The sequence below is a fragment of the Pandoraea soli genome (assembly GCF_902459595.1).
Lineage (GTDB): Bacteria > Pseudomonadota > Gammaproteobacteria > Burkholderiales > Burkholderiaceae > Pandoraea > Pandoraea cepalis.
This window is the reverse complement of sequence record NZ_CABPSG010000001.1, coordinates 510,024-522,198: the sequence shown is the minus strand read 5'-3', so window position 1 is coordinate 522,198 and position 12,175 is coordinate 510,024. Positions and strand designations below refer to the sequence as shown.

The 12,175-nt window shown below is 57.2% G+C and carries 11 protein-coding genes; 3 read left to right on the top strand and 8 right to left on the bottom strand.

Going from position 1 to position 12,175, the window contains the following annotated elements:
- Nucleotides 1-21: 21 nt before the first annotated feature.
- A complete protein-coding gene (locus PSO31014_RS02145; RefSeq protein ID WP_150550093.1) occupies nt 22-1,026 on the top strand; it encodes a tyrosine-type recombinase/integrase in 1,005 nt (334 codons plus the stop codon).
- A 679-nt stretch (nt 1,027-1,705) separates the two neighbouring features.
- Nucleotides 1,706-2,071 carry a hypothetical protein gene (locus PSO31014_RS02140; RefSeq protein ID WP_150550092.1) on the top strand — a complete coding sequence of 122 codons (366 nt, stop codon included), beginning with the start codon at nt 1,706-1,708 and terminating at the stop codon, nt 2,069-2,071.
- Between the two features lie 143 nt (nt 2,072-2,214).
- Here PSO31014_RS02140 and PSO31014_RS02135 read toward each other — a convergent pair whose 3' ends face one another.
- Together PSO31014_RS02135 and PSO31014_RS02130 are read right to left on the bottom strand one after the other, a co-directional pair.
- Nucleotides 2,215-3,093, bottom strand: a complete 879-nt coding sequence (locus PSO31014_RS02135; protein ID WP_150550091.1) for a restriction endonuclease — start codon at nt 3,091-3,093, stop codon at nt 2,215-2,217.
- Nucleotides 3,090-4,001, bottom strand: a complete 912-nt coding sequence (locus PSO31014_RS02130) for a hypothetical protein (RefSeq protein ID WP_150550090.1) — start codon at nt 3,999-4,001, stop codon at nt 3,090-3,092. Before PSO31014_RS02130 ends, PSO31014_RS02135 begins: the two co-directional genes overlap by 4 nt.
- A gap of 242 nt (nt 4,002-4,243) precedes the next feature.
- Between PSO31014_RS02130 and PSO31014_RS02125 the strand changes: the two genes are divergently transcribed.
- Nucleotides 4,244-5,424, top strand: a protein-coding gene (locus PSO31014_RS02125) for an IS3 family transposase (protein ID WP_150550089.1) whose coding sequence is annotated in 2 segments (ribosomal slippage) — nt 4,244-4,526 and nt 4,526-5,424 — 1,182 coding nt in all. Because the reading frame shifts where the segments join, the coding sequence is not laid out codon by codon here.
- Nucleotides 5,425-6,233: 809 nt separating this feature from the next.
- On the opposite strand, the gene PSO31014_RS02120 is transcribed toward PSO31014_RS02125, so the two are convergent.
- The 6 genes from PSO31014_RS02120 to PSO31014_RS02095 all read right to left on the bottom strand — a co-directional run bounded on the left by PSO31014_RS02120 (nt 6,234) and on the right by PSO31014_RS02095 (nt 12,173).
- Complete coding sequence (locus PSO31014_RS02120) at nt 6,234-6,944, bottom strand: hypothetical protein (RefSeq protein ID WP_150550088.1); 711 nt, start codon at nt 6,942-6,944, stop codon at nt 6,234-6,236.
- A gap of 198 nt (nt 6,945-7,142) precedes the next feature.
- Complete coding sequence (locus PSO31014_RS02115; protein WP_217424900.1) at nt 7,143-7,538, bottom strand: DUF6966 domain-containing protein; 396 nt, start codon at nt 7,536-7,538, stop codon at nt 7,143-7,145.
- Nucleotides 7,539-8,156: 618 nt separating this feature from the next.
- Nucleotides 8,157-8,516, bottom strand: a complete 360-nt coding sequence (locus tag PSO31014_RS22495; RefSeq protein WP_150550087.1) for a hypothetical protein — start codon at nt 8,514-8,516, stop codon at nt 8,157-8,159.
- Nucleotides 8,509-9,297: a rolling circle replication-associated protein gene (locus tag PSO31014_RS02105; protein WP_150550086.1), complete on the bottom strand. Its 789-nt coding sequence runs from the start codon at nt 9,295-9,297 to the stop codon at nt 8,509-8,511. Before PSO31014_RS02105 ends, PSO31014_RS22495 begins: the two co-directional genes overlap by 8 nt.
- Before the next feature lie 150 nt (nt 9,298-9,447).
- The gene (locus tag PSO31014_RS02100) at nt 9,448-11,115 is read right to left on the bottom strand and encodes a type II secretion system protein GspD (RefSeq protein ID WP_174976347.1); all 1,668 of its coding nucleotides are present in this window, start codon (nt 11,113-11,115) and stop codon (nt 9,448-9,450) included.
- Nucleotides 11,112-12,173, bottom strand: coding sequence for a zonular occludens toxin domain-containing protein (locus PSO31014_RS02095; protein ID WP_150550085.1), 1,062 nt, complete (start codon nt 12,171-12,173; stop codon nt 11,112-11,114). The genes PSO31014_RS02100 and PSO31014_RS02095 overlap by 4 nt, the downstream gene beginning before the upstream one ends.
- Between the last annotated feature and the right edge of the window lie 2 nt (nt 12,174-12,175).

The following is a 12,175-nucleotide window of genomic DNA, read 5'->3' as shown; positions in this document are numbered from 1 at the left end:
TACCCGAGGTTTCCCCACGAAATGGCATCGATTCAGAAGTTAGCAAAGGGTTGGCGTGCACAAGTGATGGTTGATGGTCAGCGCGACAGCCGGACGTTCGACACGAGAGCGGCGGCGCAGGCGTGGAGTGCGCAGCGAGAGACGGAGTTGCGGTCGATTGCTAGCGGCTCAGGTAGTAAGACGCTGACGGTTGGCGATGTGCTCAAGGAGTATGAGCTGAAGGTGAGTCCCACGAAGCGCGGCGCGAGATGGGAGAAGTTGCGGCTTCCACTGATTGGGAGTCGGGTGATCAACGGGCGGAAGTTTGCCGATATCCGGCTGGCGGATCTCCGGCCTAGTCATATTGCCGCTTGGCGGGACGCTCGGATGCGTGAGGTTTCGGGGGCGTCGACGTCGAGGGAAATGTCGCTGATGTCGCATGCGTTTCTGGTGGCCCGGAAGGAATGGGGCTGGCTGGTGACCAACCCAATGGCCGAGGTGCGACGGCCGCCGGAGCCGCCTGGTCGCGAACGGCTGATTTCGCAAGAGGAAATCGAGTCGCTACTTGCGAGCATGGGTTACGAAGATGGGCTTCCCATAAAAACACCGATGCAACGCGTGGCAGTCGCGTTTCTCGTGGCGATAGAGACGGCGATGCGTTCAAGTGAAATCCTGACGCTTACCGCATCGTCGGTGAACTACAAAGGCAAGTTTGCCCGCCTCCCGATGACAAAAAACGGGACTGCGCGAAATGTACCGCTCTCGTCGCGCGCAATCGAACTGTTGAAGATGCTTCCGGCGGTAACGAAAGGGGAACCGCTGTTCGCACTGTCGACGTCAAGCCGCGACGCACTCTTCCGAAAGGCACGGGACAGGTCACAGATTCCTGACGTGACGTTCCACGACACCCGCCACGAGGCCATTACCCGTTTGGCGAAGAAGTTGCAGCCGCTGGACCTAGCCAGGATGACGGGACACAGAAACATCTCGGAACTAATGACCTACTACAACGCCACCGCGACAGATATCGCGGGGAGACTTGGCTAATCGCGAAGGGACATTCCACCGAGGAGATTGAAGTGGCAGGTGGAGCATCAATCGAACTCACGATCAGAAAGACTACCCGTCAATCAATAGATTGGTGGGTATTTTATTCATTCGAGCTCCGGTCTTGATGGGCTGCATTCGACCCGTTTCGGCCTGTCACCGCATCGTAAACCTGTGTCCGATTTGCGACGCAGAGCGGACACACATCGACGGATCGTCGGCCTACACAGGCATTGAAAGTTTCGAGCGCCGGCGCAATCCGGTGGGCCGTACAAGGCGTGGCATGATTCTCATATTGCCACCTAATATCCGCGCCATGCGCCTAGACCCGGAATCACTATATATCCACTTAGGGCGCCTTGTTGAGACGATGCCTGACCTGAACCGTCCCGGCCCCATTACGGCGGAAACAAACCAGTGGCTTGGACGTGCAGCAGTGCTCGTTGAGGCGGTATTCGGGTGATCGGTAGACCTCATCTCCTTCACGGTTTCTGTAGACGGGTTGGATTCGGCGCTTCGCGGCATAAATGCGCAAACTATCGCGGCTACTGTCCATCGCGCATTAGCCAAGGCTGAAATAGCGGCGCCAGCTGCATCGCAAGGGGCATTCATTGCAGTGGGAGAGTCATTTTCTGCGCTCGCGGCCGTGTCGAAAGTTATGGCAGCGGCACGACGGAGCGTGCTGATTGTTGACCCATATGCGGATGCCAAAGCGCTTACGGACTTCGCGGTGCTGGCGCCGGAAGGAGTAATAGTCCACGTCCTTTCCGATGCCGGCACCGTAAAGCCGAGCCTCAAACCTGCGGCTGAAAGCTGGGCGAGGCAGTACAACGGCGCACGACCGCTCGAAGTCCGAGTGGCAAAGGCCAGAAGCTTGCACGATCGCCTCATCGCTGTGGACGACTCGCTGGCTTGGACGCTCACGCAATCGCTGAAGGACTTTGCAGCGCGTTCGCCGGCCACCATTGTCAAAGTGGATGCCGAGACGGCTGGAATGAAGATCGGAGCATATGCAGAGATCTGGCAGAACGCCGAACCACTATAGGTATCGCGGCGAGTCTCCATCGCGCGTCCGGACGGGCGTATCTTCGGATAAGTACTTTCTCTCGACTGCGAAGAAACTTACTTGTTCTGCTAGGCGGTGGCGCCACTTAGCAGGGGCACAGCACAATGCGCCACTAGGATTTTTTAAGTCTGGTTGAGCCACTGCTGAAAGGTCCCTTGATCAAACGCGCGCGTGCCATCCGCCGCCTCAATCATCCCTACACCTCTATCCGCAAGAAATACTGCCAGTTGCACCCCACCCCGAGCTATGATCCCCGCATCGCTCGCCAATCTCTCGGCGCCAGCAGTGATTGTGCCGGTCGTGAACAGGAGCGGAAGCAACGGATTAAATGGCTTCAACCGCAACGAGTCAAAGGCGGTAGTCTCACTAGAGAACGTTCCTGACCGAGCCAAGCTAATGGACCCAATTAGTTCGCGAACCGTCGCTGTACCCACGGATCTCGTCGGATAGTGTTTAGCTTGCCCAGCAAACCGCAGCTCAACATCATGGGTAAGCCGGAAAAATTGCATGGGAAAATTCTGTAGCCCGCCGAGGTTTAGCACACCAAAGAAATCAATGCCTTGATCGTTCGAGTGCGCAGTAACACTGACACTCTGTGCTCCCAGTTCCCGCAGCACACAAGCCCCAAAGCGCTCAAAGTCCTCAAATGACAACGTCTTCATTGCCGCAAGCAGAGGCTCCGCCTGCAGGCGGTTTAATTTCGCCGCAAGCACCGCCGCCCCGTCTCCTGGTGCCTCTCTGCACGAACCTACCACTACATTACCCGCCGAGCCAATGATACTCAACGTTGCGAACGTGCCCTGATGGTCCGCTGCGTTCTGCTTTGCAATAATAAGCTCTGCAACTCGTAGTTCAAATCTCTCCGCGGTCTCCGCCGCTTGAATCTCCAAAATCCCAAAATGCCAGCGAAGTTCGTATTCGATAACATCTCGCAGTCGGCGAGGAGCCCCTGCTGCACCGATTACGTCCTCCAAGCGGGTCAAAATATCCCTCGGCTTCACCGATCGCGCTCCATAATCGGACGCACTCTATCGACCAGTTGGACAAGTTCTCCCCATATCGTCACCGCACGCTCAGTAGGCGCCAGCCACGTATCAATACTAGGCTGCCGAAGCGCTTGCAATGCGACACCAAGCGAGTGTTCCAGCACGCCCGTCTCATCCTCTACTGTCTCCTCTTCGGCCGCTCGAACTGCCTCTTCGAACGAGCGCTCAGGGTCGAGCAAAGTCCTCAAGGGTATCGTTTTGTCCACGATTTCCTTAAGCTGGCGAACCTGTTTGTTTGCGTTTACAAGCTTGGCAGAAAGTGTTTCGCCATCAATCACCCGCGGACTTAGCAATTCATAAAACGCACGTCGTGCCTCTTCATTCTCAGCACGATACGTTTCATCCGAGAAATGTAGCCACTCGCGAACTTTCGGCTGCGAAACCGCCTCGTGAAAAAACGAGTACAACCGCGGCGATGCGAATTCGCCAAATTCGTCGTCGTCTTCCATCTGTTGTAGTGCCTTCGACGCGCGATACCGGCGTGCGACCTCTCGTGCAGAGATGCCGATTTGCTGCGCAACTGCGCCGAAAGATCCGGTTCGCTCATACAGTTCCACAACTAGTTTAGCTTGCTGGTACGGACCCCACTCCCGAATACCGGCGATATGGCGAATCGCCATCAAAGTTTGCTGGTACGCGGCCCTTTCTTCGTCCGTCCCAATGACCTCGATAACTGGTAAGCGATCTACCGTCGGCCTTATTGCTTCAGTGATATCAACTGCACCTGCGTCATGATCGGTCAACAATGTCTTCACAGCAGCGACACGACGATTACCTTCGATAACCAAATAAAGCGGGACGCCATCGTTGTCGCTGTACTTCTCGACGACAATTTGCTCGAGCGGAACAAACCCATTCGTCAAGATAGAATCTTTTAATGCTCCCAACTCGAATGATTCCGTGCTTTGCAACAACTGAAGTGCCCGATCTTGAACACCAGCTTCTGCATACCGTGCTCGGTTAGCGACTGCACGATATCCTGACAAATCGTGAAAACGGTAGTTGTTTGGGTCAAGCAAAAGCTGTGATACAGGTAGGCGATGTGACCATGCCTCGAAACGACGTACAGCAGAGAAGTTGGATAATCTGTTGAACGGAGGTCAATATGGGCGAAAAAGGCGTACCGAATCGTCGCTACACGGATGAGTTCCGAGTGGAAGCGGCGAGGCTGGCAAATTCTGTGGGACACAATGAGGCGGCACGCCGTCTCGGCGTGCCGGTGGCAACCATCGGCAACTGGGCGCGCAAGCTGCGCGAAGGGGTGGCGAGCACGTCTGACGCGGCAGCCTCTGTGAGCCGTGCCAAGCCCGGCGTATCAGAGCTGGAAGCCGAGGTCAGTCGGCTGCGCAAAGAGTTGGCCAGTGCGAAGCTTGATGTGGAAATCCTCTCAAAAGCGACGGCATACTTCGCGAAGGGGTCGCGGTGAAGTATGCGTGGATCGACGCTCACCGCGACCAATACGGTGTAAGCCGTCTGTGCCGAGTGCTGGCGGTCTCGAGAAGTGGCTACTGCCAATGGCGGGTGCGACGGCCGAGCGAGCGTCGGCAGCGGCAGGCTGCCTTCGATGACGAAGTGGCGCGCCTGCACGCGCAAAGTCGCGGCTGCTACGGACGCCCGAGACTGGTCAAGGCGCTGGCCGCACAGGGTACGAAGACGAGCGCAGAGCGTGTGCGCCGCAGCTTGATACGTCAAGGGTTACGGCCGGTGTACCGGCGAGCATGGCAGACAACCACAGACTCGGCGCACCGCTTGCCGGTGGCACCGAACCTGCTGGCGCGACGCTTTGATGGCTGGGCGCCGAACCAAGCGTGGGTGGCGGATATAACGTACCTGCCCACAGACGAAGGTTGGTTGTATCTGGCGGCCATTCTGGACTTGGGAAGTCGCCGCATCGTCGGGTGGTCAATGTCCGAGCGCATCGATGCGAAGCTCGTGTGTACGGCGCTGCGCTCGGCGTACCGGCAACGTCAGCCGCCTCGGGGCTTGATTGTGCATAGCGATCGCGGCGTGCAATACGCGAGCTGGGCACACCGCGAGCTTGCCCAGGGGTACGGCATGGTCATGTCGATGAGCCGGCGCGCCAATGCTTGGGACAACGCGCCGATGGAGAGCTTTTTTAAGACGCTAAAAGTCGAGCAAACGTCGCGATGCCACTACGAGACGCGAGCGCAAGCACGATTGGACGTGGTTGATTGGGTTGAAGGCTTTTACAATCGCCAACGCATTCATTCGTCGATCGGGTACCGCACGCCGTCCGATTACGAAGCGATGCAACAAGTGGCGTGAGTTGCTGTACGTGAAATCGAGGCAAGGTCAATGCGATTGAGTTTGCATGTCTTCTCCGTTCATCGAATTGGCACATTCGAAAAGAAACGCCGATGTTCTTAGCGGAATTTCGTCGTAGGCACATTATCGCTCATTTGCAGGCTCGAGCACGTCGAGTTCTCGAAGCTACTTAATGTCGCCGGCGGGTTTCGGTGCGAATTTGAGTAGCTCGTCCACCTCGCGGTCACGCGCATCGGTGGAAGCAGTGCTGCTGGTTCCGGCAATGAGAGTTGCGTCGATAGGCCTTTGCCGGCGTCGCGCTTCGGATGGATACCGCCAGTGCTCGACGATTAATTTGCTGATTGGCGTCAGCGATTGCGACCGATCATGCTTGTGGGCCTTCCAAGTAGACTAGATGAGTGACCGTTCTCTAGCAGCGAAGCAGCCGTTCGATCGCCCAATCGAGGGTGCGGGTGAACGTGGCCTCCTGGCCGACTTCAGCCTATCAAAAATTCTCTCCGCACTGCCTCGAAAGGGAGTAGGAGTGCCGGGGACCAGAACCCTATAACCAATCAGATCAATAACATCGCGCCAATCGGTGCACATTTGGTGCACCGACGCGAGAGTTTTCGCCGAGGGAAATTAGTCGTCGTGGATGAACGATTCCGACCCCAAGCTGCCGGTCGCGACGTCTCGCAGCAGACATTCCGGCCCAACTTCAATGAGGCTATTAGCGCCGGGAACTAGCCAGCGGGCTGCCAGCGATGCGTCCCCAATTGATCTGACCGAGTGCGGCACCCGTACCGATCCTGAACTCGATCTCGCGAGGGTCAGAACTTGAGGCTGCTGGGTGCGGCCGTGCCCGAGGTGCTGGCTTTGGCCTTTTGCTCGGCCTGCCATTTCCGGTGCTGTTGGATGCTTTTTTCTGCGTCAGCGATGCGCAATTCGTAGCCGATGACCGCGTCACCGTTGAGCACCACGCGCACCGCCACGTACTGGCCGCCGATGCGTTCGGCATCTTCGTACGACGCAAACGCCATTTTGAAATCCTTGGCCGGCAACGTCTTCCCGCCCCAGGCGTACGTCCGCTCGGTCAAGCCATCACGGTGGACATCTTGACCCGTCAGGTACACCGCGTCGGGCTTACCGTACGTGCCGGTTAGGCGCTCCAGAAACGCGGGCAATGCCACCGGCTTGCCAAAACTCTGATCTGCCGTAATTTGCAGCACCTGGATGCGATCGTCGACGAGCCGAAGGACCACCATCGCCTTCAGGCAATCGTCGCGCAAAGGACCTTTCGCAGAGATTGGGCAACGGTTGCGTGACATTCCGTCTTTGTCGCCAGCGTTGACCGACCAGAAGTCTCCCGGGAATTTCTCAATCGCCCTGACGAGGGGGAACTGTTCAGGCATCACTTTTTGGACGTGCTCCGGCGAGTCGCCCAAACCGATTCCGCGGAACTTGTACGGGTTGTCTTGTGCAAAGACCGGGCCAGCCAGCAGCAGGGCAAGAGCAGGGACGAGGACTTGAAAGGTGCGCATGTTGTTGAACTTTTTCAGGCTTTGGATTTATCAGCGCGTGCTGTTATTTAGCGAGGTTCTAACCGTTTCAGATTCATATTTTCTAGTGACAACCGGCTAGCCAAAAGCTTGACCAGTAGTGAATAGTGGCACTATCCCGTGAGCGGCAGCTTCTGGCCGAGATCTGCCTGATGCGGTTAGCCGAGATGAATTCGATAGTCAGGTACGCTGGACTTCGTGGTTGCGCTTGATGTCTGTTGCAAGCTCCCACGCCTTAGTTCTTAAGCCATCTATCTTATCGTTCAGTTCAACATAACCGAGTTTCCCGGTGGGCTGCCCGACTATAGCGCTCGGTGCCGCAACAAAGTCGTTAAACGAGCCCATACCTCCGTACGCTTGAAGCAAATATTCAATACCGTAGTAATCTGCGTTTTCTAAACGAGCTTTGGCACGAAGCAACCAAGCGCGCCAGTGCTGTCCGCCGTTAGTTTCAAGTAGGTCGGCGAGTTTGGCTAACACCTCAACCAGCTCTTGTTTTTTTGGTCCCATATTTGCCTCCATCCGTTCAGCGCCGCTCTTGATAAAGTCGAATTGTCGACGATCTGCGCGGGTCACGTCGACTGATCGAAATTGGCCGGAAACGGCCGTCACCCTGTTGGCCGCTTCCGACTGTGGATTCAACCGGAGAGAAGCCGGATGAGCGCGTGGAGCCAGTGCGTGATGCGCCGTAGGTTTGAGAAACACTCTCCCGAGGCTGCTTTGCCTCAGCTGCCGCGAAGATATTTGATTCTCAATGCGAACGCACGCTGGCGGAGACGCTGAGAGCAGCCCCGTCGATCCTCCGAAATGGTTAGTAGCAAGTCAGCGACCTCCGTGTCCAACGGCGCTCCCTGTTCAATCCAGCGTACGGCCAAGTCTCGCCAGTACTCACTTGGCCATCTCAGCCCAGCCAGGACAACTTCACGAGCGAATGATTCTCCAGGAGAGAATTCGCCGTATGGGCGTTCGAGCGGAAGAACCATCGATGGTGAACTCATATGCTAACTATCTCGACGAATCGCTTCGATCCTGAGTGCTGCGTTGGTCGAAGCGAGTTGATATGAAAATGGGCGGGCGAAGTCGTTTGCTTATGTATATGTATTCCGGGCTGGATCGATTGACGCATCACCCAAATCTTAGCTTAGGATGGGTGACTGCTTCTGGCTGTGGATTCAATTGGTCGTCGCGTCTGAATCAATCTCTCGCGCGCGGACGTCCAACGCATTTTCTGCGGTGTGAGTCGACCCAGTCTATTACCTCAGTCGCTTTCCATAGCGGTTGTCCCGTCGACTTGTCCGAATGTGGTTGCGCAATGCTCTTCGACGTCGATCGAGTGGAGGGAAGCCGAATCGGAGGTGGAAAGCCGGGAAGGGTGACGACGCGTTCCAGTACAACTGCTGGCGAGCGTTGCAAGTAGGCCGCGATTATCTTGGCGTTCCAGAGCTGGATCGACAGAGGTAGCGGCGGCGTCAGTCGCTCCGCGACTGCTTGAGCAATGAGTTCGACGAGATGGCGATCGTCGACCTCGGCTGATTGGCTTTCGGCATTATCCATTTTCGCTCTCCCGAGTTGCCAGCCAAAAGTAGCCAAGATCCTGGCTCCAAAACGTCTGGCAGCGGTCAAGCGTCGCGCCAGTCAGTTGTGCGGCTTCGAACGCAGTCACGATAGCTTTCACCGGGTCGTCGCTCAGGATGTGGTCGATTGGATGGCGCTCGGGGATCACGATCCCTCGGCTCGACCAATATCGCTTCTCGTTCATCTTGTGCTCGGCGAAGTCCTTTGTAAGGTACTTTCCGAGGTAAGCCGCCAGCTTGTGTTGCTGACCGCGCTGACGAAATGGATTGCGGACATTGACGTTGCCGTTATCTGCGCCAACGATGGATATCCAGATCGCACGAAGCACTCTGTAGTTTTGTCTCCCTCTAACCGCGATGTGCAGGTGCCACGCTCCCCGCTTCTGACGTTCGGGGACGGCGACGTATTGGAAATCCTGAATTTTGTTGAGGCGACGGCGTAATGCATCGAAATGGCGCTTCAGGCGATCCCGATCCTGCATGTTCTCCCGGTAGGTCAACGTAATCATGCGATCCGCGCCGATGGCCTTGCAACGCAATCGGACCTGTTGCTTCGCCCGTTTGGCCGCTGCCATTTGGTTATCTTCCGAGTTTTCAGATTCTCCGCGCTTGGCTTTTGGCAGCGTGTGAAGCTGCTGAGCTCCCATGTAGCGGTCGAATCGGGTGACTGTGACCTCCACCTGGCCATCTCCGAAATTCCGTCCTCTGATGATCCACTCGCGTCGGAACGGGGAATAGTTCATTAAGCTCGGTTCTTGCATGGCAGCTCCTGTCATGTTTGTCGTGAGAGGTAGGAGGTTGGCCCCGATGTCGTCCGCATCGGGGCACTTTTTTTTTTCGACGAAAGTGGTTCAGTCCTCGCTTGGGCGGCTTTGCCGTGTTCTCGTACGTTAAGTGTTACGGATATAAATTTAGGGCGCGCTTCGCGCGCCCCCGCCGTCCTCGACCCTGAGGGCGGCGGCGGTCGCGCGAAGCGTCGTTCCGTCTTCGATCCGCGTCACTTTGTCGGCGGGGCCGGAAAGGCGGTTTTCAGTGAGGGGAGGTGTGGCCAGCGGCGCTGCTACGACCGACGCCAGAGGTGCTACCCGCTGCTCGGTCGCGCGAGCCGCGCTGAGCCGCGCGTCAACGGCCCGGACGTTGCAGGTACGTCCGTGGGCATCCCTGGCTTCGGCATCGGCGCCGACACTCCCGACGCTAGACGGCCTGACGCGCTCAACCTGGAGAACGAGAAGGATCTCCGTGTTCGACGCCGTGTCGGAGTGGCTATCAAGGAACCTCGGAAGGAAAGACAGTCCCGTATTGTTGTCGGCCGCCTTATTGGTCGTCAGGCCGCCGATGAGGATGATGTCACGGTCCTGCAGGCTGATTTCGGTGCTCACTTCGCGTGTGTTGAGCGTTGGCGACTTGTTGACGCCTGTCGTTGTCTTCACGAAATCGCTGATTTGTTGCGAGACGTGTAGATCGATGACGCAATCCTTCACGGTCGGTCTCAACTCAAGAATCACGCCCGACGAGTGGTATTCCACCGATTGGACCGGGTCGCCGCCCCCACGGGGGTATGACACGGACTTGAGCACCGGAACCTTTTGACCCACGGTCAGCTTGCCTCGCGCACCGGATCGAATGCGCAGGTTGGGGCTGTTGATGACCTGAAATCGCGTGTCCTTCGATAGCGCTGAGAACACCGTGTCGAGGTCTCCCGCTTTGATGCGCACGCCGTTGCTCAGCCTCTCGCCGGTCATCTGTATAGATAGCCCCAAGCCCTTTGAGAGCAGATCAAGGGCAAGTTGAAAAGCGGAGCCGTGTTCCGTGCTTTGTGTCACCTCGTAAGCGGTTGCGCGCACCGCGACTTCGCCGACGGGCGTATCGACTTGAGAAAGGAGATCCTGGAGCGTCGAGATTTCAATTGGCGTCCCTCTGAATACAAGCGTGTCGCCCTTTTGATCTATGAGCGTCGCCGCAGACCCATCCGGAGCGTTGCCGCTTGCTCGGGCCTCCGGTGGCGCGGGCACCTCTCGGTTCACAGTGAACTGGCCCCGAAACACCGGTCTGACAAGATTCGCGAGATAGGCGGTGTCTCGGTACTGGGGGTGATAGACGTAGGTAGACGGCGGTTCCGGCGGGGCGCCAATGTTTGGTCGCTTGAAGACAAAGTCGACACCTTCGCGCCTTTCGATACCGAACCCGAGCGATTCCAGAAACGTCACCAAGAATGGACGTATGTCGCGGCGCTTCGTATCGAATCGCATCGAAACCATCCGTTGATCATCGAGCACTTCCGGGGAGATGACGTAGGACGTTTTGATGGCTTCGCCGTAGAGCAGTGAGACGAGCTGCGCGACATTGACGAACTGGAAGTCGAATTTCCCGGACGGTGTACGCCATTCTGATCGGTGTGTCGACATCCCATCTCCTCGCCAACCGGAGGAGTGGAGGCTTGCAATGTCGTCGCGTGGCGTTGGACCGTCATCGTGAAGCGCTGGCCCTCGGTAATCGATGGGTGCGGGCACGGTGCGTGGTTCGGCAGAAAATACCTGAGTCGAGGCAATCAGTAGCGCGGCGGTCATGACGCGTTTCATGGCGTCTCTCCGAACAACCGAGACGCAGGCTTTTGCCCCGACCACATGGTGACCTGCTGCCCGTCGACTTCACCGACGATTGCAAGGCCGTTATTGCTAAATGCCGATGGGGATTCGATGCGTAATCGGCCCGTGTTGTCACTTAGCACGACATAGCGCTTACCGGTAACCGAATACTGCCCCGCGACGCGCCATCTCTCGCTGAACGTTTGCAACCTCGGGGCGAGATCTGCCGCGGCATTCGCCGGAGCCGACAGGCGGCGAGACGATTCGACCGTGTTTGACGGGGATTCGACAGCCGCTTTCGGTTGAAAGAACCGCCAGAGGAACGCCCCAATGCCGATCCAGCAGGCAAGGAAGAATAGAGCCGTCATCCACAGTTTTGGGCTTCGCAGCAGGTTCTGCCTGGCATCAATGGCGCGTTCCTTACCTTTGCCGCCGGCATACGATTGATACAGGGGAAAAATTGCCTTGTCGTATGCCGTGGTGGTGGTTCCAAGACGTGCGGCCTTTGTGATCCTCCCGCCACCAAACATCTCGACGCGATAGCGATTGCCGAGTCCCAACTCCTTGAGCTTCTTCGTCACGAACGTGACCTCGATCACCGAGCGCAATTGCCGGTGTAGATCCGTGATCGATTGAATCATCAACGCGACGTCGCACGACAGGCCGGTCTCCGGATGCACGTAGTGTCGATGCATCCGAAAGAAGCGCATATGCTCGGGGCTAATCTTGTGCGAGACCGACCAGAATTCCCATGCCTCGTCGATTGCCACGAGATCGCCTGCCTTGACGAACGAATCGATGTCGGGCTTCGTTTCGTCGGGAAAGAAGCCGACTTTGAGCACGTCGGCGTTTGGGATGGGAATCACCGGGCCAAGTGTCATCGGATCTGCTTTCTTAATGTCAGTGCAGTACGCGTGAATGGCGTCCGCGTTGATGCCGTCAATGTTGGTCACCACACGCCGACCGGCCAGAACGGCGGGCACGATGACGCTGCTGACGACCTCATAACTCTTCCCGGAGCCCATCAAGCCGGTGTACGCGTTGATTGCCATGG

Excerpts from the sequence above, each read along its gene's own strand:
- PSO31014_RS02100 (WP_174976347.1), bottom strand. The coding sequence starts at position 11,115 with ATGAAACGCGTCATGACCGCCGCGCTACTGATTGCCTCGACTCAGGTA.
- PSO31014_RS02145 (WP_150550093.1), top strand. The coding sequence starts at position 22 with ATGGCATCGATTCAGAAGTTAGCAAAGGGTTGGCGTGCACAAGTGATG.
- PSO31014_RS22495 (WP_150550087.1), bottom strand. The coding sequence starts at position 8,516 with ATGGATAATGCCGAAAGCCAATCAGCCGAGGTCGACGATCGCCATCTC.
- PSO31014_RS02105 (WP_150550086.1), bottom strand. The coding sequence starts at position 9,297 with ATGCAAGAACCGAGCTTAATGAACTATTCCCCGTTCCGACGCGAGTGG.
- PSO31014_RS02120 (WP_150550088.1), bottom strand. The coding sequence starts at position 6,944 with ATGCGCACCTTTCAAGTCCTCGTCCCTGCTCTTGCCCTGCTGCTGGCT.
- PSO31014_RS02095 (WP_150550085.1), bottom strand. The coding sequence starts at position 12,173 with ATGGCAATCAACGCGTACACCGGCTTGATGGGCTCCGGGAAGAGTTAT.